Here is a 26,090-nt window from a genome sequence, read left to right as displayed (position 1 = left end):
GGTAAAAGGTTGGTGTTGCGGTATTGTAATTATCCAGTCATGGCGGGACCCACGACCATCGCTGAAACCGGTACGGAATATCTGTTTAAAAAACCGAGGCGTATCGGTCGTTCGGAAACGGCACGCGCACAGACGGCGCTCAGACGAAAAGTACGTACGCAGCGGTGTACGCGAGCAGTGCCGCAGTGAGGCCGGCGAGACCGGTCAACAGCGCCCTCAGTACACCTTCCGGCGTCGTCATCCGGTCCGGGAGGCTCAGATCGCCGGGGAATCGCGTTCGAAATCGCGCCCGACTGAACGGGACCGCAGCGAGGATACCGACGGCGACGATACTGAATACGAACTGGTACGACACCGAGAGCGTCGGCGGATCTATTGCCAGCACGGCGACGCCGTAAACGACGCCCAGCGCGGCCCGTCGGTTAACGTTCTCGGAGATAGAGATATTAGAAATGTGACAGTAAACCAGCGCGGCCAGCCACAGCGTCGCTATCTCCAGGCCGAACGCGCCGAGCAGGTGCAACGTCGGATCCGGTGAGAGTGCGACGCGCTCGACCACGGCGCTGTCGGTAAGAGGGTAGAACAGGTGCGGCGGCTCCCCGGTGAACATGTCTCCCCAGGGGTGCGACCAGATCCCGACTACTGCGGCCCCGAAGACCGTCACCGGCCCAGCTTTCCCCTGTGAATCCGCCAGCGACGAGACGACGAATCCGCTGACGAGAAACGCGACCATCACGAGCGCCGCGAGCGGACCCGTGATCAGGTGTGCGGCGGTGACGAGCGCAACGGCCAGCGCGGCGGCACTGGCGCGCACGACACGGGACTCCGCCGTCCAGAGGCCGAACGCGACCGCCGCTGGCACCGCGACGACCAGCGAGTGAGTCACTGAGCGATGGACGACCGTGCTCGTCTCCCAGAAGGCCTCTGTGACCGAGAAGACGCTATCGTAGTTCGCGTCGAGGAGGCCAGCTAGGGCGTACACCATGTCCGCGTCAGGGACGACGGCGAATCCGGCGGCGATGAGGCCGACTGAGAGCGCTCGCTCGCGGGAGCGCCCGGCCAGGGAGAGTGTCCCGGCAACCAAGGCGAACGCGAGCAGCGCGTGGCCGACCATCATGATACCCAGATTACGCAGCGACTCCGCATAAGTTCCTCGGCGTCGTGGTAGATCGTGGCACGCCAGACGCTCTATGTCTCGGATTCGTGTTTCGTCCACTCGGACTCTATCTCGCCGTTCGCGCGGACGAGCGTATCGCCGTCGACCGTCAGGCGGGTCTTGCGCAGTTCGATAGCTTTCACCTCGCCGGTCGTGTCGCCCGAGGTAACCGTATCACCGGGCATGAAGTCGGGGTCTCGCAGGAGGTATATCCCGGCGACGGCGTCCTCGATCATCCCCGAGAGCGCGTAGGAGACGCCCAGCGCGACGAACCCGCTCGCCGTCCCGAGCGCGGCCGCGATGCGGCCCAGTCCGACGACGGAGAGAAACGCGAGCGCGACGGCGAACCACAGGAGGATGGCGACGATCCGGGCGAGAAACTGACGATACACCGGTTCTTCGCGCGCGAACACACGCTTCAGGCCCCACCGAACCACCAGCATGACGAACTTGATGCCGACGAGCGCGACGAGGAGAAATATCACACCGGCGATGAGTTGCGGCAGGGCGGCGACGAGATCGCCCACGAAACGTTCGAGCACCTGTTCGACGATACTGGCGGTGCCCTCGCCGGTCTGTGCGAGTGCCATGACGGTCCTATCAGCGTCCGGGAAGTTAAGTGTCGTCCGGGATCCGAGAGACGAGGCTTTTTGACGGATTCTGGCGCAAGTGAGACCATGGTTCGCAACGCCCAGGACGCACCCGAAGTCGGCGAGTTGACGCCTCCGGATAGGACACTCATGGGGCCGGGCCCAAGCGACGTTCATCCGCGGGTTCTCCGAGCAATGAGTACGCCGCTGGTCGGGCATCTCGACCCATCGTTTATCGAACTGATGAACGAGGTGCAGGAGCTGTTGCGGTACACGTTTCGAACCGACAATCAGTGGACGATCCCGGTTTCCGGAACGGGATCGGCCGCGATGGAGGCGGCCATCGGCAACGTCGTCGAACCCGGCGATACGATGCTCGTGCCAACGAACGGCTACTTCGGCGGCCGCATGGAGAGCATGGCGGAACGCGCCGGCGGCGAGGTGGTTCGCGTCGACGCGCCGTGGGGCGAACCGCTCGACCCGGCAGACGTCGAAGCGGCGTTCGATGCGCACCAGCCGGACGTGTTCGGGTTCGTCCACGCCGAGACGAGTACCGGGGTCAAACAGCCCGATGTCCCCGAACTAACCGGCATCGCACACGAACACGACGCCTACGTGATCGCCGACTGCGTCACGTCACTCGGCGGCGTCGAGTTGCGGGTCGACGAGTGGGGCGTCGACGTGGCGTACGCCGGCCCGCAGAAGTGTCTCTCCTGTCCGCCCGGCGCGAGTCCGCTCACGCTGAACGACAGGGCAATGGACAAAGTACTCGGGCGAGAGAACCCGGTGCGCTCCTGGTATCTGGACCTCTCACTGCTCGAAGGTTACTGGGGGGAGGAGCGAGCGTACCACCACACCGCGCCGATAACGAACGTGTACGCCCTCCGCGAAGCGCTCCGTCTCGTCGCCGAGGAGGGGATCGAGAGCCGCTGGGAGCGTCATCTCGACGTCGCCCGAGCGCTCAAAGCCGGCGTCGAGGCGATGGGTCTCGAAATGAACGCGCCGGACGAGTACTGGCTCCCCAGCCTCAACGCCGTTCGCGTGCCTAACGGGGTTTCCGATGGCGAGGTGATCCAGGCGCTGATCGACCAGTACGACCTGGAGATAGCCGGCGGCCTCGGCGACCTGTCGGGCGACATCTTCCGCATCGGCTGTATGGGCTACTCGGCGCGGCCGAAGAACGTGTCCTACCTGCTCTCGGCGCTCGGAGACGTGTTAGACGAGAAGGGAGCGGCCGTCGACGTGGAGGACGGTCTCTCGGCGACGAGCGACCGCCTCAGCTAAAGCGCGGTGCTACGACAGGGCGGCGCGCGAACGACTTCGTAGTCGTTGTCGTCCTCGACGGAGATGATCGCCCACTCGTACTCCGGGTCGGCGCGCGTGAGACTTCGTCGGAGTCCCGGTGCCTGGTCCTCGGAGGTAACGAAACAGCGCAAGTGGCCGGTGTCCGGCGTTTCGTTGGGCTCTTCGGTCACTGTTACGTGAACGGACTTCCACTCTCGCTCGGCGCGGAACTCCGCCCCGTCGCCTGAGACGGTGTACCCAAGGTCGCTGAAGATCGATCTGGCCTGTTCGTCGAGGTTCGTGTTAACAGGTCCCATTCACGTCGGAGTACCACGGGACGGGTAATAAGCTTTCTCACAGGACAGAAATCGTTCAGTTACTCGTGCGCGGCGTCCCACTCGGTCGGTTTCCGGAAGTTACCGCAGACGTTGCACTCGATGCGTCCCATCGCGTCCATCGCGTTGTCGAACGTCTCGCAGTTAGCGCAGAACCACCCGTACTTTTGCTCTCTCTCGGGCGTTCGATAGGCGACAAAGAAGGGTCCGTCCGACCCGCGTTCGCCGTCGCTTCGGTCGACGTACACCGTCTCGCCTGCCGGCGTCGTACGCGTCTCCATAGCCGACGACTAGGAGATACAGCGGTTTAAGCCCTATCTGTGCGTCGCGGTGGCTGGTCAACCGACTCGCGACAGTAACCCTTGATCGCCGCCGACGACGTACCTACCCGGTCGTAACCTGGTCTGAAACTGTGATGTCGCTCTGCCCGACGTTTGTGAAGACTTACTGGGATCCGGGAGGAGAGTCTATCTGATGGACTGCATTGTCGTCCCTGTTCGCTATCCGCTCTCTATGCATTCCCGGGAGACGCTCGCCGAGGCTATCAGCATCGCGGACGAAAACGACGCCGAACTCACCGTCCTTCACGTTAACCTCTATCAGAACGGGAAAGACGTTACGCGAGCGAGCCTGAGACGTGCCGTCGAACGGGAGTTCGGTGCGCTTTCGAACACTCGTTTCATCGTTCGATCGGGCTTTCTGATCGAGGAGTCGATACTGAACGAAGCCGTCGCCGAGGAAGCGGACGTAGTGGTTATCGGACACAAGCAGATCGGTCGACTGCGGCGGATATTCCGGAGACTGTACAACGAACCGGATATCGAGAAATTCCTCAGGGCGCGGCTCTCGTGCGAGATAGTAACTGTCGGCGGCGACTGAAGCCCTATATTCCCGTTCGTCACCGATTACGTGGTCTTGTCGAGATGCGACGGCACATCCGATTTCTCCTGTGACTGCTACCATCACTCGCGCTCCTCGGAACCCGACCGACTGGTTGACCGCTCCTGATTCGGTTCCGATTCGCCGAGAGTCACGTCCGCGGTTCCGCTCGTGTCGTCGAACATGAGGTGTCTGTGCGGATAAGCGATAGTTACATCGTCCGTTTCCTCCAGCGACGACCAGATCCGCTCGTTCACCTTCGAGCGGACAGTCAACAGTTTGTACGGTTGTTTCGCCCAGTACCGTAACGTGAGAAGCACTCCGTCATCGGCGTATTCGTCGACGTAACAGGTCGGTGCGGCCGGATAGCGACCGCCGCCGATCCGGATGCTCGGCCCGCCGGAAATGATTTCCTCGACGTCGCGGGCCGCCCGCTCGGTGATCGTCCGGGCGAGGTCGATGTCGCTCTCGTACGTCACGAGGATCGACAGCGACAGACGGGTTCGCTCGTCCTCCGCGGAGTGGTTTATCACGTCGCGCTCCCGGATGGTCGAATTCGGGATGACGATGAAGGTGTTGTCGAGAGTGAACATCTTCGTGTAGCGAAGCGTGATCTCCTCGACGTAGCCGCGCTCCCCTCTATCCGCCAGTTCGATCATGTCGCCGATCTCGAACGGCTGGTCCGCGAGAACGAATAGGCCGTTGATGATGCTGCCGGCGATGGGCGCGAGGATGATACCGAGAACAGCCGACAGAACCGTCACCGAGATGAGGACTTCCCCCGGCCTGAACCATCCGATCCGCACCGCGGCGGCGCTGACCGCGAGTAACAAAACGGCGGTTCGGATACTTCGCAGGATGGTCCGCGTGATGCTCGGCCGCCGGAACCGACGCGCGACCGGCCGACCGAGCAGTCGGACCGCGAGGATCGAGAGGTACCACCCGACGACGACGATGAGGACCGCCATCCCTGCATCGACGACATAGCCGGGAACGTTCTCCTCTACCCAGCGGAGCGCGGTCGTCTGGAGCACGCCGTTCAGTTGCACGTCTCCCCTCTCGGCACCGGGATAAAAGAGGTGTGTGGTTCGTTCGCCGCCTGTTTGACATGCCTAGCCCCCGTATGAGTCGGTATGACCGCACGTGATCGCGGCGAGCCAACGTTCCGCGTCAGTCAGGAGAGTGCGCCGTCCGAAACCGTCATCGCGGGATTTTCCGGGTTCGGTCTCGCGGGACTGACGGCAGTCGACTACCTCGCCGACCATCTCGAACTCGAACCGCAGGGTCACGTCAGAGCGGAGGGGATCCCCTCTATCACGCCGTTCGAGGAAGGGAGACCTCGCCATCCGACTCAGATCCTCTCTCGCGACGGTCTGGACGCGACGCTCCTGCTGTCGGAACTGTTCGTCCCCGTCTGGGCGGCGGACTCGTTCGGCGAGGCCGTCGTCGATTGGACCGTTGCAAACGACGTTACGGACGTGACGGTTCTCTCGGGAATCCCGTTCGCTCACGGGCCGGACGCTCATCGGACGTTCTACGTGGCGACTGACGACTACCGGGAGGCCCATCTCGACGATGTCGACGCACCGCCGATGCAGAACGGCTTCCTCGACGGTGCGAACGCCGCGCTGATGGAGCGCGGGATGGAAACGGACCTCCGCGTCGGCGTCCTCGTGACGCCCGTGCACGCGCAAGCGCCGGACGTCGAGGCCGCCCTTCGATTGCTCGACACCGTCAGCGCAATCCACGACGTTCCGATAGATACCGACCCGCTCCGGGAGTTCGCAACACAGGTCCAGCAGTACTACGCCAACCTCTCCGAGCGCATCGACCGGGCTCCCGACGGGGAACGGCCCGAAGACCGGATGTACATGTGAGCGCTGTCGTTCGCGACAAACTCGTTTTCGTAACCAGGTGCTACTCGGTTTTCGGTAAATCATTTACGCCGCGAGTGCAGTGAGTGACATATGACGACGGACGACCTTCGCTCGACGATGGAACGGGTGGGCGAACGGTTCAATCTGGGCGAATACGAGATAGAGGCGTATCTGGCAGTACTCGAACACGGACAGCTAACCGCCAGCGAGATCGCGGACCGAACGGAGATACCGCAACCGCGCGTGTACGACACGGTCAGAAGCCTCAGCGACCGGGGTCTGGTCGAACTCCGGGAGTCCAGACCGATGAAGATAATCGCCGTCGACCCCGACGACGCGTACTCGGAGATCAAGGGGTCGCTGACCGAGATGATCGACGAACTGGAGTCCCGGTACACGGCACCGGCGCGCGACACCGAGGCGGTATCTCTGGTCAAATCGCGGTCGACGATCCTTCGATATCTGGAGGAGGTCATCGAGGCGGCGGAGTACGAACTGGCGCTCTCACTGACGCCGGAACTCCTAGAGCGGTTCGAGGATAAACTCGCGACCGCCCAGCAAAACGGCGTGAGCGTCGAACTCCTGATAACGCCCGCCGCGGAAGCGCCGGACCCTGACGAGTTCGACTACATGCGCGTCTGTACGACCGCCCGAGCCCGTCGAGGTATCACCACGCCGGTCGTCGCCGTAGCCGACGGCGAGTATTCCATCTACGCCACGCAGGACGCCCTCCGGGACGACCAGGACCGCTACGGAGTCATCTTCAACCGGTCGGCGCTCGGGTTCCTCGTCTCGGGATTCTTCGGGACGGTCCTGTGGACGACCGCGGCGAGGACGCTCGCCGCGGACGGCACGGAACGGCCGTTTCCCCGCCGATACGCGTCGATTCGCCGGTGCGTGAAGAACCTGATCGAGGCCGGCGGCGAGTTCTACGCCACGATCCAGGGGCGAGACGTCACGACCGGGGAGTCGCGACTGATCCGGGGGAAAGTCGTCGACATCGCGTTCGAGGCCAGCGAGGAAGTCGCGGGACTCACCGTTGAATCGCAAGACGGCGAAGAGGTCACTATCGGCGGTCAGGTCGCCGCCTTCGAGGACCTGGAGGCCTACGAGATACGGATCGGCCGCGACGAACCGCCGGAGTTCGAGCCCTGATAGTGGCGGTTGTAACTGCGTACCGGTATCGCTGTCCCTGCGTCGGCGACATACGGTCACGACGCACACCCGATCTGACGCGTCAGAGGGTGGCCAGCCGTTCGCCGCAGTCTGCACAGGCAAGCACCGCCTGCGGTCCCTCCCGCGGATTCGTCGGCGCGCCGCAACACTGCTGTGCGGTCGTCTCCTCGACTCGGCCCTCGCAGGACGGGCACGTTTCCAGAAACCGACGGAGTGGTTCGGCCGCCGCTGCCCGGATCCCCGGGTCGGAGACTCGCCCCGCAAGCGCTCTCACGGCACCGACCTCCGCGAGCGCGACGGGATAGGCGAGCCGTCGCTCGTCGGTAACGGACCCCGTGTCCGGTTCGACGACGACGGTAGTGTGTCCGCGTCGCCGCTCGACGCGCGCCCCGGAAGCCCGCGGCGCGGCGTCGGCGACAGCCGCGACGAGCCGGCCGTCGGCGAGTTCACGAAGGGCGGCCACCTCCCTACGCCAGCGCTCGCGGAACTCGTCGGTGAGATACAGCGTCTCGCCGTCCGCGACGATCACGTCGTCCGCCACCAGCGCGGCGAGAACGTCCTCGCCGTCGGCTTCACGCCCGAGCGAACCGCTCGGACCGGGTTCTTCGTGGAAATCGACCGAGAACACCGCGTCGAGTGCCGGCGCGAAATAGGGCGTGTACGGCACCAGATAGCCGCGGACGGCGATGGCGACGGCACCGAGGACGAGCACGGCCAGCGCCGCGACCCGGCTGACGAACGCGACGGCGACGCTGACAGCGACGAGAACGAGACCGTTGGCGACGGTACAGGGCCAACACCGACGGTCTCCGGTGTGTTCCGGTCGTCGGACGGAACCGAGCGGCGACGACATGTACACGAACTCCGACATCGAGCGGGTTTAGCGTTCGGGTGGCCAGCCAAACTGGCTTAGCGTTCGGGTGGCCCGCCAAACTGGCTTAGCGTTCGGGCCAGCCAAAATAACTTAGCGTTCGGAGATCTCTCACATGGAGTTAGCGGTACGGCAGCCGAACTCCCGATCACCGCCGCGCCAGTTATTTTACTGCCTGCTGTGGTAGCACTTCACATGACGAACAGTGAGATGGAGTACACGTCGATCGGCGAAACCGGCCTGGAAGTGTCGCGGTTCTGCCTCGGGTGCATGAACTTCGGGTCCGACGAGCCGTGGATGATCGGCGACAGGGAACAGAGCAAGGAGATAATCGACCGGGCGATAGACCTCGGGATCAACTTCCTCGACACCGCCAACGTCTACTCGCAAGGGGAGAGCGAGGAGATAGTCGGTGACGCGATCAGCGGTCGGCGGGACGAACTCGTCCTCGCGACGAAGGTGTACGGTCGGATGCGCGAGGGTCCGAACGGGCAGGGACTGTCGCGAAAACACGTCCTCGAACAGGTGGAGAAGAGCCTCGACCGCCTCGGAACCGAGTACATCGACCTGTACCAGATCCACCGCTGGGACGACAGTACGCCGGTCGAGGAGACGCTGTCGGCGCTCGACCACCTCGTGAACGAGGGGAAAGTCCGATACGTGGGTGCCTCGACGATGCCGAACTGGAAGTTCCAGCGGGCGCTGTACACCGCGGATATCGAGAACTACGAGCGGTTCGTCTGCATGCAACCCGAGTACAACGCCGTGGACCGTCACGAGGAGGCGAACCTCCTGCCCGTCTGCGAACAGGAGGGGGTCGGCGTCATTCCCTGGTCGCCGCTGGCGGGCGGGTTCCTCACCGGGAAGTACGACCGCGGTTCGGATCCCGAAGAGGGCCTGCGGGCCGACGCGGACGAGTACACGCAGAACCGCTTTACGGAGGCGAACTGGGAGGTGTTAGACGAGATCCGCGATCTCGCAGACGAGAAAGACGTGTCGCCCGCACAGGTGAGTCTGGCGTGGCTCCTCCACAAAGACGTTGTCGACGCGCCGATCATCGGCCCGCGTTCGGTCGACCATCTCGAAGAAAACGTCGGCGCGCTACGCGTGTCACTCTCCGAGGCTGAGACAGAGCGCATCGAAGCGCCGAAGCGGCCGTCCTGGCCCGCAAAAGGGAAAGACTGAGGGGGTGGGAAACGAGGTACACAGAGATGCGACGCGACCATCGGACGCTGGAGGAAGCATGGATAGCAGCGATCTGACGGAGACTCTGCAGGACGCCGGCCTGTCGCCGTATCAGGCGGAGGCGTACGTCGCGGTCCTCGAACTCGGCGCGTCCTCGGCGACCGACATCGCCGAGGCGAGTTCGGTGCCTGACCCGCGGATATACGACGTTCTCCGCGATCTGGAGGACAAGGGGTACGTCGAAACGTATCAGCAGGATAGTTTGCACGCTCGCGCACACGACCCGGCGGAGGTGCTTCAGGACCTGCAGACGCTCGCCGAGCGGTTCTCCGACGCCGCCGAGGAGATCGAAGAGCGGTGGAACCGTCCCGCGATAGACGACCACAAGGTGAGCATCGTCACGCGGTTCGAAACGGTGATCGAGAGGGCCGAGTCCCGCATCGAATCCGCCGACAACCAGGTGCAACTGTCGGTGCCTGCGAACCGGTACGAGCGTCTGGCTCCCGCGCTCCGGACGGCCCGCGAGGCGGGCGTCGATGTCAAACTCTCCCTGTACGCCCCGGCCGGAGACGCGACTGCGCTTCCAGACGAATCGGAACTCGAAACGACCTGCACCGAGGCCCGCCACCGGCAACTACCGTCGCCGTTCGTCGCGCTCGTCGACCGCGCGTGGACGTGTTTCTCGCCGCACGCAAGTTCAGTCAACGAGTACGGCATCCTCGTGGACGACCGGACCCACACGTACGTCTTCCACTGGTTTTTCCTGACCTGTCTCTGGGAACAGTGGGACTCCCTGTACGTCGAAGGACGGACGGACCCGCCGATAACGTATGTCGAGATCAGACAGTGTGTCCGGGACGTTGGCCCGCTCGTCGACGACGGTGTGACCGTCCGGGCGACCGTCGACGGATACGACACGGAGACCGGCGAACGAGTCGAACTCTCGGGGAACATCGTCGAAACCGGCTACGCGAGCGCCTCGGCGTCAGACCGCGACGAGCGCCTGCCCTCACAGCTGGCTGGACAGGTCCAGTTGACGATACACACTGGAACTGAGACGTACACCGTCGGCGGGTGGGGAGCGATGATCGAATCGGTCGAAGCGGAACGTATCACGATCACAGCCATCGAGTAACGAGGTCCTTCTCCCGCCTTCCCGCGCGCCATTCAGCACCGACAGGTTCGTTCACGGACTGGTCGGATCTATTAACAACAGTAGTTGTACCTTACCCCCATACTTATAAGTGCCGAGACAACCGATAATCTGGTTGGCAATGACTGGCAAAGATCCGCGAAACGGCGGACGGGGGGTGTCCCGTCGGACGTTCGTAAAGGCGGCGGGAGCGTCGGGGGTTGCGACCGGATTAGCGGGCTGTATTTACGGCGACTCCGGCGGTGGCGAAAACACCGTCGTGTGGGGGTACGACCCGAGCGCCGCACAGGAGATCCCGGACCAGATCCGGGATCTCTACCACGAGAACGGGCTCGATGACGAGATCAGCATCGAATTCCAGCAGGGTGCGAACGATACCGGTGAGCGCCGGAGCAATTACGTGGAACTGCTCAACGCCGGAGAAGCGGAACCCGACCTGATGCTGATGGACAACGGCTGGCTGAACGTGTTCATCCAGAACGGTCTGGTCGCGAACATGAGCGACGAACTGGACGATAGCGAACTCCAGACCATCGAGGACGAGTTCTTCGAGGGGTTCACGGCCACCGCCCGCGACCCCGACAGCGGCGACCTCTTCGGCCTCCCGTACTTTCCGGACTTCCCAACGATGCAGTACCGAAAGGACTACGCGCGGGAGGCCGGCTACGACGACTCCGACTTCGAGCAGTGGGCAACCGAACCGATGACCTGGGAGGAGTGGTCGCATCTCACCGCGGAGATAACGGAGGCATCCGATGCCAGTTACGGCCTCGCCACGCAGTGGGAGAACTACGGCGGTACGGCCTGCTGTACGTTCAACGAGGTCATGTCGTCGTGGGGCGGCGCGTACTTCGGCGGGCGGGAGAACCTCTTTGGACCCGTCGGTGACCGGCCGGTGACCGTCAACGAACAGGAGACGATCAACTCGCTCCGCATGATGCGGACGTTCGTAGACGGCGTCGACGAGAGCTTCGGCAACTACGCGGAGGGGATCGCCCCCACCGAGATCACGTCGTGGCAAGAGGAGGACGCTCGCGAGGAGATCCTCAACGGCGAAGCGGTCATGCAGCGGAACTGGCCGTACGCCATCACCCTGAACGCCGACGAACTGGGGACCGACGCGTACGGGGCAATGCCGATCCCCTACTCCGTCCCGGAGGGGGAGGCTGCACAACCCGGTACTGGCGGCACGACGGCGGCGCTCGGCGGATGGCACGTCGTCCTCAACCCCAACTCCAATCGGACGGACGCCGCGATGGAGGTCATCAGGACGGCAATGCAGGACGAGGTGTATCTCGGGATGCTCGACATCTGGGGCTGGCTTCCGCCGAAACCCGAACTGTTCGAGTCCCAGGAGGCAGAGAGCATCGAACCGATCGGCGAGTACATGGACACGCTGCGACTCGCCGGCGAGAACGTGATGCCGCGGCCCGTAACTGAGGTGTGGCCGAACCAGTCCGGCGTCATCGCACAGGAGGCAAACAGCGCCGTCGCCGGGTCGAAAAGCGCCTCCCAGGCGATGGAAGACCTCCAGGGTGCACTGGAGGACACGGAAGAAGGGTAACTGATGAGCGCCGAAGAGCCAGAGAGTGCCCCGGCCCGCGAATCGCGGAAATCAGGGGCGCTTGTGTCTGCCGTCCGCTGGATGGAGAACCTCGGCGAGACCGGCTTCGCGTACCTACTACTGACACCCGTCTTTATCCTGCTCGGGGCCATCGCACTGTACCCGCTACTGCGGACGTTCGAACTGTCGCTGTACACGAACGTCATCGGAGTCGGCGACGCGGAGTGGGTCGGCTTCGAGCATTACGTCGACCTGTTCACCGGCGAGGCCGACAGCAACTTCCCCGGAACCACGCAGTTTCTGTGGGGAGACGTGACGGTAAACGGTGAGTTTCCCTTCGTTCACGTCGAGCGGCTTCTCAGAAGCGCGCTCGCAGTAACGCTCATCTTCACCGTCGTCAGCGTCTTTTTCGAGACCCTCATCGGCTTCGGGCAGGCGCTCGTTCTCGACCAGGACTTCTACGGCCGGCGGTGGGTCCGCGTGGCGATCATCATTCCCTGGGCGATCCCGATCGTCATTCAGGGGATGATCTTCTTCCTGATGTTCCACCCGAGCGCGGGGTTCGCGACGGACATTCTCGCCCCGTACGGCATCGTCGCCGAGACGAACACGCTCAACGACCCGGCGAGCGGGCTGTTGCTCGCTATCGTCGCGGACATCTGGAAGACGTCGGCGTTCATGGCGTTGCTGATCCTGGCGGGCCTCCAGAGCATCGACCGGAGCCTCTACGACGTGGCGAAAGTCGCCGGAGCGTCCCGCTGGCAGCAGTTTCGGTTGATCACGTTCCCGTTGATACTCCCGACGCTCGGCGTCGCGGTCCTGTTCCGGACCATCGACGCGATGCGGATCTACGGGCTGATCGACATCTCGTCGAGTTGCTCCGTCGTCCCGTCGCTGTCCTGTATGGTCGTCTCGACGTTCACAACCCAGCGCGGCCTCTCGTCCGCCGTCGCGTTCGTCACCGCCGGCGTCATCGCGATAGCGGTGCTCGGCGTGATATACCAGCAGTACAGGGAGGGGTTCTGACATGGCGTCCGAAACATCAGACGGGCCGCTGGCACGGTGGACGCAGGGCGTGATCGAGGACACCGAGCAGCGGAACCGGCTCTACAGGTCGCTGTTTTACGTCGTCACGCTGTTTTTCCTCGTGACGACCCTGTTCCCGTTCTACTGGCTGCTCGTTCTGGCGCTGACGCCGAACAGCCTCATCCGCCAGGGCAACTGGGACCTGCCGTTCCTGCGTCCGCAGGGGTTCAACTGGGAGGCGTTCGTCGAGGTGTTCCAGCAGATACCGTTCCACCTCTACGTGTTCAACAGTTTCGTGCTGGCGCTCATCACCACGGTCATCGTCCTGTTCATCGCCAGCCTCGCGGGCTACGTCTTCGGCAGGTTGGAGTTCCCCGGACGCGGCGTGTTGATGCTCGGGATCCTCGCGATCTCGTATTTCCCTCCGGCGGCGTTTCTGGTGCCGCTGTTCGAGGCGTTTACCGGGAACGTGGTCGTCCTACCGTTCGTCGGCGTGGAACTGTTCAAGCCGCCGCGACTGGTGAACACGCCCGGAGCTATGGTGCTGCCGTTCAGTGCGCTGTTCCTGCCGCTCTCTATCTTCATCCTCACGACGTTCTACGGGCAGATACCCGAGGGGCTGGAGGACGCCGCCCGCGTGGAGGGGACGACGCGACTCGGAGCCCTGTTCCGGGTCATCATCCCGCTTTCGGCCCCCGGCGTCGCGACCGCATCCGTGCTGACGTTCATCGCCGTGTACAACGAGTACTTCTTCAGTTCGATCATGGCGCTGAGTAACCAACCCGAACAGTGGTCGCCACTTGTCGGCGGGATACTGAGCTACCAGACGCAGTACACGACGTCGTTCAATCTGATGGCGGCCGCGAGCGTCATCGGCGTGTTGCCGGTCGTCATCCTCGTCGTCGTTGCACAGGAACGGATAGTTAGCGGACTCACCGCAGGTGCGCTCAAGGAGTAATCCATGGCAAAAGTCACACTCGAACACATCACGAAACGGTACGAAGACGTCACCGCCGTCGACGACATGAACCTCGACCTCCGGGACGGGGAGTTCGTCTGTCTCGTCGGCCCGTCAGGCTGTGGGAAGTCGACGACGATGGAGATGATCGCCGGGCTGACGAAACCGACTGAAGGCGAGGTGTACATCGGTGACAGGAACGTTACCAAACTACCGCCGAAAGACCGCGGGGTCGCGATGGTGTTCCAGAACATCGCGCTGTTCCCGCATATGGACGTGTACGACAACATCAGCTTCGGCCTTCGCCTCCGCGATTACGACAAGGAGGAGATAGACCGTCGCGTCGACAACGCGGCCGACATCGTCCAGCTAGAGGGGATGTTAGACCGGATGCCGGACGAGATGTCGGGCGGACAGCGACAGCGCGTCGCCATCGCTCGGGCGATCGTCCGGGAACCGGAGGTGTTCCTGATGGACGAACCGCTGGCCAACCTCGACGCGAAACTCCGCGTTCACATGCGGACGGAGCTTCAGCGGCTCCACAAGGAACTGGACACGACTATCGTGTACGTCACTCACGACCAGGCCGAGGCGATGACAATGTCGGACCGGATCGCCGTGATCGACGCCGGCGAACTCCAGCAGATCGACCCGCCGCTGACCTGTTACAACTCGCCCGAAAACCTGTTCGTCGCGGGATTTATCGGGTCGCCGTCGATGAACTTCGTCGACGGGGAAGTCACGCAGAACGGGCTCGAAACCGAGTATTTCGACGTGGCGCTCGACCCGGGGACGATAGACGGTCTCTCGGTCGGACAGCGGGTGACGATGGGTATCCGACCGGAGGACATCTACCCGGTTTCCGTCGACGAGGGGTTGCAGTACCCAACGAATCGGATCCCCGCACGTACCGACGTTATGGAGCCGATGGGTGACGAGATATTCGTCTACCTACTGCTCGAGGGTGCCCAGGAGGCGACGATGGGTACCGAAAGTCGCGGCAGCGGTCAGCTACTGATGAGTGTCGATCCCGACTCCGACATACAGGAGGACGAAGAGGTGAATATCGTTCTCGACCGCTCGAAGGTCCACCTGTTCGACACTACCTCGGGCGAAGCGATCACCCACGACATCACGACGACGCCCGTCACCGAAGGGCGGGCCGAGCGCGGCGAAACGGGAGGTGACGCCTGAGATGGTCGGTACGGCCGAACTCGTTTACTTCGGTGGCGGGACGATACTGTTTTTCTTCTGGGTGTACGGTATCGTATCGTTCGGTCTCGACCTAAAGCACAAGATCATCCCGGGCATCCGCCAGTATCGGCGGGGCCGGCGGCGACTCAAACGCGAAGCGGAGGAGGAAAAAGAAACCGAAGAACAGGAGAAACAGCTGTACTGATGCGCCACTCGTATCGAACAGTCGTACAGGTTCCGATACTGATCCTGAAAGAGTTAAACGCGGGTACGAGCGAACCCTAAACAATGACTGATACCACGTCGCCCCGAGTCGGGCTTATCGGACTCGGGAACATCGGCCAGTACCACGTCGACCGACTCCGGGAACTCGGCGCGAACGTCGTCGGTGGGATGGATATCGACGCCGAGGCCCGGTCACACTTCACTAGCACGTACGGCATCGCGGCATACGACGACCACACGGAACTGTTCGACATCGCTGACGCCGTGGTCATTACGACGCCGAACAAGTTTCACGAAGAGTACGCCACGGACGCTCTGGATGCCGGCCTCGACGTACTGCTGGAGAAACCTCTCGCGCACTCGATCGAGAGCGCGAAGCGCATCGTCGAGGCCGCGAACGCCGCGGACGGGTTCTGCATGGCGGGGTTCAACAACCGGTACGCCAACCCCGTCGAAGTGATAAAGGGGCATCAGCGGAACGGCCGGTTCGGCGACATTCGCCACATCGAGGCGAATTACATCCGTCGGCGCGGCATCCCGGGACGCGGTTCCTGGTTCACCTCGAAAGAGATCGCTGGCGGGGGATCGCTGATCGACATCGGCGTCCACGCGATCGACCTCGCGCTTTACTTTCTCGACTTCCCCGAAGTCGTCGAGGTGTCCGGCCAGACCCGCGCGCAGTTCGGCGACCGCGAGGAGTATTCGTTCATCGAGATGTGGGGCGAAGACATCGGTCCGGAGGGGTTCAACGTCGACGACTCCGCGAGCGCGCTGATCCGCTGCGCTGACGGGTCAACGATCTCTCTCGAAGCCGCCTGGGCGACGAACCGGGAGAACAGCCAGGACTTCATCATCCGGGGCACCGAGGCCGGGGCGAAGTTCGACAAGGCTACCGGTGACCTGACGCTGTACGAATCGAGCGGCGTCGGTACCGACCACCTGACGGACACGTCCGTCGACACCCAGCCGAACGACGCACACAAGTCCGAACAGCGGGCCTTCCTCGACGCGGTCGAGTCGGGCGAGGCTCCGGACCGCAATACGATGAAGCAGGCCCTGACCGTCCAGCGCGTCATCGACGCTATCTACCGTTCCAGCCAGGAAAACCGAGCAGTTGAGATCCGTTCGAGCAACGACGCGGAGATCCAGGTGGACTAGCTCGGCGGTTTCGGCCGCCGCTCTCTCAGTACCGTTCGCCGCTTCCCTGACCTATCAGTTATCTACTTCTCCGATCTACCTAGTTCACTCATCCGGTGTCGTAACGATCCTCTACGACCGTTTTCTACAACCGACTGGCTTCTCGGTCACAAAACACGGTCGCGAACGGTCCGTATTCTCTCACCTGACTCGGAATCGCGTGACACCGGCGAATCGTAAGTTCAGGTTACTGAATGGAACAGTCGAAACATCGCTAAACGATAGGCTCCGTTTATCGCTCGCACGACCGTCATCCGTCGTATGTCTCAGAAGGCGGTTGGAGTCGCTATCGGCGCTCTCGGCGTCGTGTTTCTCACGCTCGCGGTCGCCGTTGCGGTTCCCGCGTTCGCTCAGATACCCACCGACGAGGACGTGTACGCGCAACAGGAAGAGAACGCGACGGCGACGGGCGACTGTAATTACACGCAACTGTACGACGAGACGAGACCTGGCGTCGTCCAGGTGATGACTGACCGCGGAGAGGGATCCGGGTTCGTCTACGAGATGGACGACGGCGCGGGACAGATCGTAACTAACGAACACGTCGTAACGGGCGCGAGACAGGGCCAGGCCGGGGGTGAGCGTTCCATTCCCGACACCGTCGAAGTCAAGTTCAGCGACGGCACGACGGTGACGGCGAACGTGACGGGGACGGACGTGTACACTGACCTCGCGGTGCTCCGCGTGAACGAAACGCCGGAAAGCGCCGCCGCGCTCTCGGTGGCCGACGAAAGTCCGTCGGTCGGCGAACGGGTGGCCGCGATCGGCAGCCCGTTCGGTCTGGAAGGGACGATGACCCACGGTATCATCAGCGGCGTCAACCGGTCGATGGCGACTGGAACCGGGTTCCGAATTCCCGACACGCTCCAGACTGACGCGCCGATAAACCCCGGAAACAGCGGCGGTCCGTTAGTCACGTGCGACGGTGACGTCGTCGGAGTGAACCGCGCCGGCGGCGGGGACAACGTCGGGTTCGCTATCTCGCCCGAACTGGTCAACCGAGTCGTTCCGGAACTCGCAGAGAACGGCTCGTACGCCAATCCCTACCTGGGAATCCGTTCGGTTCCGGTGACGCCGACGGTGGCGGAGGCGAACGGGCTCAACGTGAGCGAGGGGGTACTCGTCTATCAGACGGTCGAGGGCGGCCCCGCGGACGGAACGTTGCAAGGGAGCGATGACTCGGAGGTCGTCGACGGCCAGGAGGTTCCCGTCGGTGGTGACGTGATCGTCGCCGTCGCCGGGCAGAACGTCAGTTCGCAGGAGCAACTCGGCAGTTACCTCGCGACCGAGGCGTCGCCCGGCGACGAGGTTGAACTGACAGTGATACGCGACGGAAACCGGACGTCGGTGAACGTGACGCTCGGCGAACGACCCGATCCCGGCGAGCGGCCCTGAAGTCCTGTTTTCCCCCGTCTTTTTGCTTCGGGATGACGCACCGTCACACATGGATATCGGCGTCCACACACCACCGCTTTACGGCAAGTCGCTGGAAGAAGCGCTCGCGTATCTCGACGGTATCGGCGTCGACGCCGTGGAACCCGGCGTCGGCGGACATCCCGGGGACACGCACCTCCCGCGCGACGAGTATCTGGACGACGAAGAGGCCCAGGCCGAGTTGCAGGACGTGCTCGACGAACACGACGTGCGGATCAGCGCGCTTGCGACCCACAACAATCCGATCCATCCGGACGAGGGAACCGCAAACCGGGCCGACCGCGAACTCCGCGAGGCGATAGCGTTGGCCGATCAGTTAGACGTAAACGCGGTTACCACCTTCTCGGGACTTCCCGCCGGTGGGCCGAACGACGAGGTGCCGAACTGGATCACCGCTCCCTGGCCGAGCGAACACGCCGACGCACACGAGTATCAGTGGGAGGAGGTCGCGATCCCGTACTGGCAAGACATCGCCGAACACGCCACTGACCACGGTGTGAACGTCGCTATCGAGATGCATCCCAACATGCTGGTGTACGAACCGCACGGCCTGTTGCGCCTGCGGGAGTCGACCAACGAACGCATCGGCGCGAACTTCGACCCCTCACACCTCTACTGGCAGGGTATCGACGTGACCGAGGCTATCCGCTTGCTCGGCGACCACGACGCGATTCATCACTTCCACGCCAAAGACACGAAAGTGTACGACGCGAACGCCCGCGAGAAAGGAGTGCTCGACACCACCTCCTACACCGACGAGCCGAACCGTTCGTGGCTGTTCCGCTCTATCGGCTACGGTCACGGTGAAGATCACTGGAAAGACGTCGTCTCCACACTCCGGATGGTGGACTACGACGGCGCGCTCTCTATCGAACACGAGGACTCCCTGACTAGTTCCTCCGAAGGCCTGGAGAAAGCCGTCGACGTGCTCCAGCGCGCCGTCTTCGAGACGACGCCCGGCGAAGCGTACTGGGCGGAGTGATAACGGTCTTGATCGCGGTGGCCGGTGACTTTGCTATAACTGCTCCCAGGCGTCCTCGTCGTCCGGGTCGGGCGGAGCCCCTCGGCCGCCACCGGGCGAACTTTCGGTCCCGACGCCCGACGATTCGATGCCTTCGACGTTGCTCGGTTCCATCGAGTCGACGCTCGGCCACGCCATCTGCTCCCAGGAGCCGTTCTTGCAGTAGTAGTAGATCATATCGCCCTCGATGACGGCGAACAGGTCCCAGCGCGGGTCGTGAATCACCCGCTGGTTCGCGTCGATGGCGACGTCGACGACGTCCTCTAGCGTGTCAAGTTGGACGTGGTCCTTGTCCATCCACATCGGGATCGCACCCTTCGATATCCACTCCTCGTGGCGACGTTCGTGGATCTCCTGTCTGATCGCGTCCACGTCGACGGCGTCCTCGCGTCTGAGCCAGAGGATCGCGCTGGCGGCGAACGCGCCGGTCGAACCGGCAAACAGCAACATCGCGGTCGCGTAATCCGGCGAGGAACTCGATTCGCGTGTCACCGGCGTCTGGTGAGTCTGTTGTGCCGCGACATCGCCGTCGACCCAGTACGCGTTCCGCGTCACTTCCAGCGGTGCAGTCGCAGTTATCTCACCGACGTAATCGCCGGTGTCGTACGTAGTCACCAGGTGAAGCCGCACTTCCATCGTCCCGACGTTCGAGAGCCTGGTTGCGGTCCGGTTGAGTCGGCGGTCGAGTTCGCGGATGTCTACCGTCGCGTTCGACGTCGCCGTTCCGTTCGTCGCTGTCGTCGTCTCTGATACTAGCGTCTCCGACTCCTCCCAGAACACCTCCCCGTCGGCCGTCGCACGCGTTCCGAGACGCACCTCGTGCGTGACGCTTGTTCCGTCTGGTGCCGTCGTCGTCGGCGTGATCGTCAACACTGGCGTGTCGTTTTTCAGGTACCGCGGGTTGTTCTCCAGACGCGTCCCGGCCTCCCAGAGCGAATCGTTCGACGCTACGACTGCGCTCGTCTCGACTGTCGATTCGACGGACTGAACGTTTCGCTGTTCGGTGACTGTCGTCGCCGCCGAGTTCGTCACAACGGACCCGGAGAGAGCCAGCGCCACGAGTCCCAGGAGAGCGAACGCGACAGCCAGTTGCCGTCCGTGTCTGGCAGCAACCAGTCGGACGCGTGGCGGGACGAAGTCGCTCACGGCGACCCCGTACCTCCCTGGATTTCGCCGCCGTTCAGCGCCAACACTCCGGTCATACGAAGCGAATGTGACTGAAGATACATAATTATAACTGAAATTCCATTCAAAACAACCACCGCCGCAGCCGCGCCGCCAACGGCCGGTCCCGCGTGGCGGACCGGATACGTTGGTTTCTCGCTCCCGCGACGAGGACGACGAGCGACCCGACGAGGAACGCGGTAATGAGATCGACTGTCGCCATCGCGACGAGGGGGTGGATGTCGTGCAGCGTCACTAGCACTGACATCGGTAGTACGGCGAGATACCGTCGTTCGGTCACCTCGCGGTAGTGTACACCCGTCGATTCACCGCCCTCTAGCGTCAGGGTTGCGGTACTCGATCCCCTGGCCGACGTGTACTGCCGGCGTTCGTCGACAGTAACGCCCTCACTGTTCGGTTCAACGACCGCGACGACGGGAACGATACCGTCGTTTTCCACGACGTATTCGACGCTTGTCTGTCCGCCGGCCTCGACGACTAACTGCTCGTCCTCGGGTTCCTCGGCGACAAGAAGGCCGTACTCGGTCGCTCCTGACGGAACGACCATCGCCGCCGTCGTCGGAACGACAACCACCAGCAACAGCAACCCGAACAGCAGCCGTCGGTCGAAAACGTTGGGTCGGGACCGCACCCTGGAGACGATGCGTTCCCCGCCGTCTGTGAGCCAGGCGAGAGCGACTAACGCCAGACCGACGGCAACGAACACCCCGCCGATGCTTCCGCCCGCGATCGGGCCTACGACCGTCCCAACCGCGCTTCGGACAGTCGTGATAGCCGTACCGAGGTGCGGGACCGTAACGACCGTTCCACCTACCTGAAGCGCTTCCGCTCGAATCTGGCGGTCTTTGACCGGCGGTTCATCCCCGTCCTGGTCCGTGAAGGGGTTCGCGTCTCCCTTGGTAACGTACCCCTCCGGAGTCCTGTCGACGACCCGATGGGTCGTCAGACCGCCGCCCTGTATCTCGCTCGCTTCGAACACGACGACATCGCCTTTCTCCACGTCGCCAGTGACTGCGGTCGGGACTGCGACGAAACCGTCACCCGCGTCGACCGTCGGTTCCATGCTGCTCGTCGTGACGTAGCCGAGGAGTATCGGCTGACCGAGTACCTGCCCGAGCAGCATCGACACTATGACGACGACGGCGAGCGCCTCCAGCGTACCCTTCAGTAGGGTTCGCAGTCTCACATGTCCTCCATGATGTTACTACACCGTAATTATTTCTCTCCTGTCATTGGCGCTTGAATCGGACAAAAACCACCCCGAAAGCGAGCGGCGGCACCACGGCGAGAACGGAGCCGGGATATTCAGTCAGGTCGCCGAGGGGAGACTCGTCGGAGGAAGCGACGGTTACCGAACCCGCGTCCGTTCCGCTCACGCTCACTGCGAACGTACCGGTGCTATCGACCGGGGTCTCGAACGTCACCGTCCTGGTTTCGCCGGCGGAAACGGCGACTCGCTGCGTGGCGACGACGACGCCGTCCACTTCGAGTTCCGCGACGAACGTCCCGTCGGCGCTACCGTTGTTCGATACGTTCGCTGTGACACTCATATCGTCGCCCGGTGCGATCTTCTCGTCGTCTACCGTCGCGTTCGTTACTGCGAACCGGGGGGCGGGGCCTTGGGCCGGTGAAACGGTGACGATAGTCGGATCGGCATCGTCCGTTCCGACAGTGTACTCGCCCGCCCGCTGGAACTGCCGGGTGAAGGTCACCGTTCGGTTCTCGCCGCCCGACACCAGAACTCGGCGCTCATCGACGACGACGCCGTCGACGTAGAGTCGAACCGGCACCTCGGCCGAGTTGCTCCCGCCGTTGGAAACGACTGCCGTCACGTTCACGCTCTCGCCGGCGGTTAGCTCCGTCCGGTCGATGCTCGTTCTGACTGACACCGGATCAGAGTTCCCGGAGTCTGTGCCATCGCCACTGCCGTTGGTCTCTCCCGGATGCTGGCCGCCGGGCGTTTCCTCGTCAGGGGACCACGACATAACGCTGATTGCGTTCATCAGAACTCCGTCGCGGCCGTGGGTGTCAGCGGCGATCCCGACCGATAGCGTCTCGCCGGGCGAGAGCCTGACGGCGTTTACACGGCCCTCGACGGAGTTCGACGGGTCGCCGTCGCGATAGACGGTCACGCCGTCGGCGTCGTGTCGCACCGCGACGTACCGCGGTTCGTCACCGGTCAACGTGACTGTGAACACGTCGTCGACGGTCGTCTCGGCGTCGCCGTTCAGGGAGTCGAGTTCAACGACGAGTTCGCCGTCGTCGACGCTTGCGTACTGTCCGTTCCCCCCGTCGTGGGGTGCGAGGGAGACGACCCCGGCCTCGTCAGTTCTCGGTCCGTCGAACGCTACTGCCGCAGTCGGAACTGCGAAACCGAGGAGGAGAACCGCGCCGACTACGAGGAGGTTCCGCCGCATGAGGGTCTACTCCACCCTAAGAAACAGATTACCTTTGTATTGACTCGCGTGAAGGAGCGAATGGTCGGCTTGAGAACAGTCCCGAGTCGGTATTCGTCCCCTTGAACGGCTGGTTTCGAAGAGAGAAGACGGATTTCGTACCGCGGTCATTGCGAACCGCGGCCGAACGAATCACTGCCCGATACTGCCCACGAGAGCGACTATCTGTCGCTACGTTCCGTCGTCTTTGGCGACTACGGTAATCGAACTGAGTAGCGAACTGCTGGCAATGTTACTCGGGTTGATGTCGGGCACGTTGATCTCGAGAGAGATATTCTCGGTCGCGCCCTGAGAGGCCAGGTTGACCGAGTTGGTCGTACTGTTGTCGACGATCACGTTATCGTTCGAGTCCTTGAAGATAAATTCGATAGTGCCGAGCGTGTTACTGCTGGAGTCTTTCACGGTGTTTTCTATCGCAGTTCCGGCATTGACTGTGGAGTTAGTGTCGTCAGTGTCTATATAGAGGTCGATCCCGCCCGAATCGCCCTGATTCTCGGCAGTAAACAGCGGATCGATCGCCGTCGTCGCGTTCGTGTTGATCCCGGACCCGCCGGCGTTCGTCCCGTCCAGATCGATCTGGAGCGTTCCACCGTTCTCTTGGGCGTAATCACTGGGGGTCGGGTCCAGTTGTAAGAAAGCACTGCTGTCGCCCGCAACGCTCACGTTCACGCTGCGGTCGGCTTCGACTGTGCTAAATGCACCGGAGCTGAATGCAGCTCCGCCGCCGACTGTTGCCGTTGCCAATCCGATTAGTACGTTCCGACGATTCATTCTCATGATTGTAGTTTCCGTTCGCACGGTAGGTCGTGCTTATTTCTCCAAATACAGCCCGCCCCCTTTGTATTAGTGAGCTTGAATGTTCCGCAAGTCGATCTTGAACTCCGCGAAAGCCTCTCTTGAACGCCAAAAACACGCTTCGGCCCCGAAAGTAATAATGCGGGAGGGATATAAATTAAATACGATTGAAATGTCGTTCCAACGTGGTACCGCTCGAAAGGACTGCCTCTTTCCGCTCGTGGCCACCCACTGTCGTCGGTTCACGTCCAGACCACGCATGCGCGAGAACGACTCAGTGGCTCAGCCAGACATGCTTGCACAGGTTACGTTCCAATACAACGACGTTCGGTCGAGACGCAAACAGCGAGTACCGACTCACAGCGAGGGAGATACCTCCGTACACCGATGACGGTGCTCAAGCGGTTGGGAGTGGTGCTACTGGTGGTTGGCGCGCTCATTCTCGCCGCACAGAGCAGCGGCTTCACGACATCAGCGGCGGATCGAGGAGTCAACGTGAACGCCGCTGCTCCTGAAAACGCGTTTCTCGGGCTTCACGACGACGGATACGCCGGAGGGGAGATACGCAATTACGAGTGCGTGTGGTTCTTCTGTTACACAGACGAGCAACCGCAGGAGGTAGTCACGGTTCACAATCAGTTCGACCAGAATGTCACAGTCACCGAAGCGACGGTCGACGGTGGAACAGGGGATCTTTTCGAGGTTCGATCGACGCCGGAGACGCTCGCACCGGACGGATCGGACACGATCGAACTCGGCTGTACGGGCGATGTCGAGGAGAGCGGGCAGACGGACGTGACGGTCAGGGTTTCGGCGGAGGGCGATTCCGTGGCAGTTGACGGTGCGGCCGTCACTGCAGAGAACGTGCAGTACGACTGTAGATCCAACTGAGAGTCCGGGGTTATTCCCTTCGGTTCGTAGCGTTTCAGTCCAACCTGGATACAACCCGATTTTCAGTGACGCGTCGAACGATGTGGCAGTGCGAAAACAATATCATACATTAGTTCATTGACCAGAAACAAGAATGGCGACCCAGAACGGTGGCCTCTCGGACAAAGACGAGGTGTTCTCGTTGCTCAGCAACCACCGTCGGCGGTACACGATCCAGTTCTGCAAGCAGGAAGACGGGCCAGTGACCCTTTCGGACCTGGCCGAACAGGTCGCGGCCTGGGAAGAAGAGAAAGACGTCCCGGAACTGACCTCTGCGGAGCGAAAGCGCGTGTACACGTCCCTTCAGCAGACGCACCTCCCAGCACTCGCGGACTCGGGCATGATCGAATACGAGAACCACGAGATCGAACTCACAGAGGCAGCGGACGAGTTAGACGTGTACATGGACGTGGTTCCGGAGGGCTCGATACCCTGGGGCGTCTACTATCTGGGGCTGTCCGTCGTCGGCGCGGTGATCCTGGGCGGCGTGTGGGTTGAGGTGCTACCGACGGACCCTGTCCCGGCGATTGGATGGGGGTTGCTGGTTGTCTCCCTGTTCGCCGTCTCCGCGGCCGTACACACCTACACGAGCAACAAGTACCACCTCGGAGAGATGGACCGACCGCGATGACGGCGATCCGGATCTGACTGTCGGTCACACTGCTTTCCGACCCGAAACGTTCAAGCGGTATCTGTCCGCGTAACGGAATCGAAGTTGTTCTGGACGTCGAACGCGGTAACGGTCAGTTCGTACGTCGTGCCTCCCTGTACGTCGTATCCGCCGTCGTCGGGTTCGAGGGTTATCGCGGGGGTGTTCCCTTGCCCTTTCCGCACGTACCCCGTCCCGGAGGCGGCGTCAGTTCGAGTGGCCCGCGTCTCGCCGTTGCTGTCGGTCACTTCGTATTCGACGTGGTCGAGTTCGTTTTGGCTACTCACTTTTATCGTTTGTATCGTCCAGTTCTCGTCCCAGTCGTTCGCACTGAACTTTTTGACCTTGTCGATGGTCACTGCGCCGCTGGTGTTGCCGGACACTGCGGTCGTTTCTCGCGCCGCCTCGAACTGAAAGTTCGGTGACGTACCGACGATAGTAAACGGGACTTGGACGTCCTTGACTTGGGCTGTGATCTCGACCCGCTGCGAGCTACCGGCCCCGAGCGTCGGATTGTTGTTGTACAGTGTTCCGTGGGACGGGTCGTCAAGCGTAACGCTAAAATTGACAGTTCCAGTGGTGTTGTTTTCGATCTCTACGAGAAGCCCCCGATTGTTCTTCCGGACCGTATCGTTGACCAGCAAGCTGATGAGTGCGTCGGGGTCGTCGGCGACGTTCAGATTCGTCAGTCGAGAGCCAGTCACGGAAGAGAACGCTTCCGTAGTGATAGACGCTCCACCGACGACCGTCGCAGTCACGCCCATCCCGACGAGAAGCCGACGGCGGGTGAGTCGTCCGGCGGTGTGACTGCGACGCTTGTCCATAATAGCGGAGACGGTTTCCAGTCGTATATCAGTTATTGCTGGTAATTCGCCCGGACTTACACTATCCGAACAGTGACCTAGCGCCGCTGAAGAAACACTGAAACGCGGTCCTATTGAACACTACCC

The 26,090-nt window shown here is 62.4% G+C and carries 27 protein-coding genes; 16 read left to right on the top strand and 11 right to left on the bottom strand.

Annotated features, from left to right (window positions below):
- Positions 1-139: 139 nt before the first annotated feature.
- Together SM753_RS01620 and SM753_RS01615 are read right to left on the bottom strand one after the other, a co-directional pair.
- On the bottom strand, positions 140-1,117 hold the full coding sequence (locus SM753_RS01620; RefSeq protein WP_323190294.1) for a metal-dependent hydrolase: 978 nt from the start codon (positions 1,115-1,117) through the stop codon (positions 140-142).
- A 71-nt stretch (positions 1,118-1,188) separates the two neighbouring features.
- The gene (locus SM753_RS01615) at positions 1,189-1,746 is read right to left on the bottom strand and encodes a mechanosensitive ion channel domain-containing protein (RefSeq protein WP_323190293.1); all 558 of its coding nucleotides are present in this window, start codon (positions 1,744-1,746) and stop codon (positions 1,189-1,191) included.
- A gap of 87 nt (positions 1,747-1,833) precedes the next feature.
- Here SM753_RS01615 and SM753_RS01610 point away from each other — a divergent pair, with 87 nt between their 5' ends.
- Complete coding sequence (locus SM753_RS01610; protein ID WP_369335311.1) at positions 1,834-3,030, top strand: alanine--glyoxylate aminotransferase family protein; 1,197 nt, start codon at positions 1,834-1,836, stop codon at positions 3,028-3,030.
- Here the strand turns inward: SM753_RS01610 and SM753_RS01605 are convergent.
- Both SM753_RS01605 and SM753_RS01600 read right to left on the bottom strand, forming a co-directional pair.
- A complete protein-coding gene (locus SM753_RS01605; protein ID WP_135534326.1) occupies positions 3,027-3,347 on the bottom strand; it encodes a hypothetical protein in 321 nt (106 codons plus the stop codon). The genes SM753_RS01610 and SM753_RS01605 overlap by 4 nt on opposite strands.
- Before the next feature lie 59 nt (positions 3,348-3,406).
- Positions 3,407-3,646, bottom strand: coding sequence for a DUF5816 domain-containing protein (locus SM753_RS01600; RefSeq protein ID WP_138797585.1), 240 nt, complete (start codon positions 3,644-3,646; stop codon positions 3,407-3,409).
- Positions 3,647-3,839: 193 nt separating this feature from the next.
- Here SM753_RS01600 and SM753_RS01595 point away from each other — a divergent pair, with 193 nt between their 5' ends.
- On the top strand, positions 3,840-4,244 hold the full coding sequence (locus tag SM753_RS01595) for a universal stress protein (RefSeq protein WP_323190292.1): 405 nt from the start codon (positions 3,840-3,842) through the stop codon (positions 4,242-4,244).
- A gap of 83 nt (positions 4,245-4,327) precedes the next feature.
- Here the strand turns inward: SM753_RS01595 and SM753_RS01590 are convergent, their stop codons facing one another.
- Complete coding sequence (locus SM753_RS01590; RefSeq protein ID WP_323190291.1) at positions 4,328-5,293, bottom strand: mechanosensitive ion channel family protein; 966 nt, start codon at positions 5,291-5,293, stop codon at positions 4,328-4,330.
- Positions 5,294-5,377: 84 nt separating this feature from the next.
- On the opposite strand from SM753_RS01590, the gene SM753_RS01585 reads away from it, so the two are divergent.
- Positions 5,378-6,121 (top strand): PAC2 family protein, encoded by a 744-nt coding sequence (locus SM753_RS01585; protein ID WP_323190290.1) that lies wholly within the window; start codon positions 5,378-5,380, stop codon positions 6,119-6,121.
- A gap of 90 nt (positions 6,122-6,211) precedes the next feature.
- Positions 6,212-7,276: an HTH-type sugar sensing transcriptional regulator TrmB gene (locus SM753_RS01580; protein WP_323190289.1), complete on the top strand. Its 1,065-nt coding sequence runs from the start codon at positions 6,212-6,214 to the stop codon at positions 7,274-7,276.
- Between the two features lie 82 nt (positions 7,277-7,358).
- Here SM753_RS01580 and SM753_RS01575 read toward each other — a convergent pair whose 3' ends face one another.
- Positions 7,359-8,150, bottom strand: a complete 792-nt coding sequence (locus tag SM753_RS01575) for a hypothetical protein (protein WP_323190288.1) — start codon at positions 8,148-8,150, stop codon at positions 7,359-7,361.
- A gap of 228 nt (positions 8,151-8,378) precedes the next feature.
- Here SM753_RS01575 and SM753_RS01570 point away from each other — a divergent pair, with 228 nt between their 5' ends.
- The 10 genes from SM753_RS01570 to SM753_RS01525 all read left to right on the top strand — a co-directional run bounded on the left by SM753_RS01570 (position 8,379) and on the right by SM753_RS01525 (position 19,086).
- On the top strand, positions 8,379-9,353 hold the full coding sequence (locus SM753_RS01570) for an aldo/keto reductase (protein WP_369335317.1): 975 nt from the start codon (positions 8,379-8,381) through the stop codon (positions 9,351-9,353).
- A 58-nt stretch (positions 9,354-9,411) separates the two neighbouring features.
- Positions 9,412-10,488, top strand: coding sequence for a TrmB family transcriptional regulator sugar-binding domain-containing protein (locus SM753_RS01565; RefSeq protein WP_323190286.1), 1,077 nt, complete (start codon positions 9,412-9,414; stop codon positions 10,486-10,488).
- A gap of 139 nt (positions 10,489-10,627) precedes the next feature.
- Complete coding sequence (locus SM753_RS01560; protein WP_135534318.1) at positions 10,628-12,070, top strand: substrate-binding domain-containing protein; 1,443 nt, start codon at positions 10,628-10,630, stop codon at positions 12,068-12,070.
- Positions 12,071-12,073: 3 nt separating this feature from the next.
- On the top strand, positions 12,074-13,096 hold the full coding sequence (locus SM753_RS01555) for a sugar ABC transporter permease (RefSeq protein WP_323190285.1): 1,023 nt from the start codon (positions 12,074-12,076) through the stop codon (positions 13,094-13,096).
- 1 nt (position 13,097) lies between these two features.
- The gene (locus SM753_RS01550) at positions 13,098-14,054 is read left to right on the top strand and encodes a carbohydrate ABC transporter permease (protein ID WP_135534316.1); all 957 of its coding nucleotides are present in this window, start codon (positions 13,098-13,100) and stop codon (positions 14,052-14,054) included.
- Positions 14,055-14,057: 3 nt separating this feature from the next.
- Complete coding sequence (locus SM753_RS01545; protein WP_323190284.1) at positions 14,058-15,248, top strand: ABC transporter ATP-binding protein; 1,191 nt, start codon at positions 14,058-14,060, stop codon at positions 15,246-15,248.
- Position 15,249: 1 nt separating this feature from the next.
- Positions 15,250-15,453 (top strand): hypothetical protein, encoded by a 204-nt coding sequence (locus tag SM753_RS01540; RefSeq protein ID WP_135534314.1) that lies wholly within the window; start codon positions 15,250-15,252, stop codon positions 15,451-15,453.
- 83 nt (positions 15,454-15,536) lie between these two features.
- Entirely contained in the window at positions 15,537-16,631 is a 1,095-nt protein-coding gene (locus tag SM753_RS01535; protein ID WP_135534313.1) for a Gfo/Idh/MocA family protein, read from the top strand.
- 300 nt (positions 16,632-16,931) lie between these two features.
- Positions 16,932-18,065 carry a trypsin-like peptidase domain-containing protein gene (locus SM753_RS01530; protein WP_323190283.1) on the top strand — a complete coding sequence of 378 codons (1,134 nt, stop codon included), beginning with the start codon at positions 16,932-16,934 and terminating at the stop codon, positions 18,063-18,065.
- Between the two features lie 49 nt (positions 18,066-18,114).
- On the top strand, positions 18,115-19,086 hold the full coding sequence (locus tag SM753_RS01525; protein WP_323190282.1) for a sugar phosphate isomerase/epimerase: 972 nt from the start codon (positions 18,115-18,117) through the stop codon (positions 19,084-19,086).
- Positions 19,087-19,119: 33 nt separating this feature from the next.
- Here the strand turns inward: SM753_RS01525 and SM753_RS01520 are convergent, their stop codons facing one another.
- The 4 genes from SM753_RS01520 to SM753_RS01505 form a co-directional block, all read right to left on the bottom strand.
- Positions 19,120-20,271 (bottom strand): DUF5305 domain-containing protein, encoded by a 1,152-nt coding sequence (locus SM753_RS01520; RefSeq protein WP_323190281.1) that lies wholly within the window; start codon positions 20,269-20,271, stop codon positions 19,120-19,122.
- 103 nt (positions 20,272-20,374) lie between these two features.
- Positions 20,375-21,496: a signal peptidase I gene (locus SM753_RS01515; RefSeq protein ID WP_323190280.1), complete on the bottom strand. Its 1,122-nt coding sequence runs from the start codon at positions 21,494-21,496 to the stop codon at positions 20,375-20,377.
- Positions 21,497-21,539: 43 nt separating this feature from the next.
- Positions 21,540-22,727 carry a CARDB domain-containing protein gene (locus SM753_RS01510; RefSeq protein WP_323190279.1) on the bottom strand — a complete coding sequence of 396 codons (1,188 nt, stop codon included), beginning with the start codon at positions 22,725-22,727 and terminating at the stop codon, positions 21,540-21,542.
- A gap of 210 nt (positions 22,728-22,937) precedes the next feature.
- Complete coding sequence (locus SM753_RS01505) at positions 22,938-23,435, bottom strand: hypothetical protein (protein WP_135534308.1); 498 nt, start codon at positions 23,433-23,435, stop codon at positions 22,938-22,940.
- Between the two features lie 513 nt (positions 23,436-23,948).
- On the opposite strand from SM753_RS01505, the gene SM753_RS01500 reads away from it, so the two are divergent.
- Entirely contained in the window at positions 23,949-24,452 is a 504-nt protein-coding gene (locus SM753_RS01500; protein WP_323190278.1) for a hypothetical protein, read from the top strand.
- Positions 24,453-24,585: 133 nt separating this feature from the next.
- On the top strand, positions 24,586-25,122 hold the full coding sequence (locus SM753_RS01495) for a hypothetical protein (protein ID WP_323190277.1): 537 nt from the start codon (positions 24,586-24,588) through the stop codon (positions 25,120-25,122).
- A gap of 50 nt (positions 25,123-25,172) precedes the next feature.
- Here the strand turns inward: SM753_RS01495 and SM753_RS01490 are convergent, their stop codons facing one another.
- Positions 25,173-25,964, bottom strand: a complete 792-nt coding sequence (locus tag SM753_RS01490) for a hypothetical protein (RefSeq protein ID WP_323190276.1) — start codon at positions 25,962-25,964, stop codon at positions 25,173-25,175.
- Positions 25,965-26,090: the final 126 nt, after the last annotated feature.

Source organism: Halostella sp. PRR32, from assembly GCF_034808085.1.
Classification (GTDB): domain Archaea; phylum Halobacteriota; class Halobacteria; order Halobacteriales; family Natronoarchaeaceae; genus Halostella; species Halostella pelagica.
This window is presented reverse-complemented; position numbering and strand designations above follow the sequence as displayed.

What these genes read in the sequence shown, in the direction of transcription:
- SM753_RS01620 (WP_323190294.1), bottom strand. Translation starts at nt 1,117, where the DNA reads ATGATGGTCGGCCACGCGCTGCTCGCGTTCGCCTTGGTTGCCGGGACA.
- SM753_RS01615 (WP_323190293.1), bottom strand. Translation starts at nt 1,746, where the DNA reads ATGGCACTCGCACAGACCGGCGAGGGCACCGCCAGTATCGTCGAACAG.
- SM753_RS01610 (WP_369335311.1), top strand. Translation starts at nt 1,834, where the DNA reads ATGGTTCGCAACGCCCAGGACGCACCCGAAGTCGGCGAGTTGACGCCT.
- SM753_RS01605 (WP_135534326.1), bottom strand. Translation starts at nt 3,347, where the DNA reads ATGGGACCTGTTAACACGAACCTCGACGAACAGGCCAGATCGATCTTC.
- SM753_RS01600 (WP_138797585.1), bottom strand. Translation starts at nt 3,646, where the DNA reads ATGGAGACGCGTACGACGCCGGCAGGCGAGACGGTGTACGTCGACCGA.
- SM753_RS01595 (WP_323190292.1), top strand. Translation starts at nt 3,840, where the DNA reads ATGGACTGCATTGTCGTCCCTGTTCGCTATCCGCTCTCTATGCATTCC.
- SM753_RS01585 (WP_323190290.1), top strand. Translation starts at nt 5,378, where the DNA reads ATGACCGCACGTGATCGCGGCGAGCCAACGTTCCGCGTCAGTCAGGAG.
- SM753_RS01580 (WP_323190289.1), top strand. Translation starts at nt 6,212, where the DNA reads ATGACGACGGACGACCTTCGCTCGACGATGGAACGGGTGGGCGAACGG.
- SM753_RS01575 (WP_323190288.1), bottom strand. Translation starts at nt 8,150, where the DNA reads ATGTCGTCGCCGCTCGGTTCCGTCCGACGACCGGAACACACCGGAGAC.
- SM753_RS01570 (WP_369335317.1), top strand. Translation starts at nt 8,379, where the DNA reads ATGGAGTACACGTCGATCGGCGAAACCGGCCTGGAAGTGTCGCGGTTC.
- SM753_RS01565 (WP_323190286.1), top strand. Translation starts at nt 9,412, where the DNA reads ATGGATAGCAGCGATCTGACGGAGACTCTGCAGGACGCCGGCCTGTCG.
- SM753_RS01560 (WP_135534318.1), top strand. Translation starts at nt 10,628, where the DNA reads ATGACTGGCAAAGATCCGCGAAACGGCGGACGGGGGGTGTCCCGTCGG.
- SM753_RS01555 (WP_323190285.1), top strand. Translation starts at nt 12,074, where the DNA reads ATGAGCGCCGAAGAGCCAGAGAGTGCCCCGGCCCGCGAATCGCGGAAA.
- SM753_RS01550 (WP_135534316.1), top strand. Translation starts at nt 13,098, where the DNA reads ATGGCGTCCGAAACATCAGACGGGCCGCTGGCACGGTGGACGCAGGGC.
- SM753_RS01545 (WP_323190284.1), top strand. Translation starts at nt 14,058, where the DNA reads ATGGCAAAAGTCACACTCGAACACATCACGAAACGGTACGAAGACGTC.
- SM753_RS01540 (WP_135534314.1), top strand. Translation starts at nt 15,250, where the DNA reads ATGGTCGGTACGGCCGAACTCGTTTACTTCGGTGGCGGGACGATACTG.
- SM753_RS01535 (WP_135534313.1), top strand. Translation starts at nt 15,537, where the DNA reads ATGACTGATACCACGTCGCCCCGAGTCGGGCTTATCGGACTCGGGAAC.
- SM753_RS01530 (WP_323190283.1), top strand. Translation starts at nt 16,932, where the DNA reads ATGTCTCAGAAGGCGGTTGGAGTCGCTATCGGCGCTCTCGGCGTCGTG.
- SM753_RS01525 (WP_323190282.1), top strand. Translation starts at nt 18,115, where the DNA reads ATGGATATCGGCGTCCACACACCACCGCTTTACGGCAAGTCGCTGGAA.
- SM753_RS01510 (WP_323190279.1), bottom strand. Translation starts at nt 22,727, where the DNA reads ATGCGGCGGAACCTCCTCGTAGTCGGCGCGGTTCTCCTCCTCGGTTTC.
- SM753_RS01500 (WP_323190278.1), top strand. Translation starts at nt 23,949, where the DNA reads ATGACGGTGCTCAAGCGGTTGGGAGTGGTGCTACTGGTGGTTGGCGCG.
- SM753_RS01495 (WP_323190277.1), top strand. Translation starts at nt 24,586, where the DNA reads ATGGCGACCCAGAACGGTGGCCTCTCGGACAAAGACGAGGTGTTCTCG.
- SM753_RS01490 (WP_323190276.1), bottom strand. Translation starts at nt 25,964, where the DNA reads ATGGACAAGCGTCGCAGTCACACCGCCGGACGACTCACCCGCCGTCGG.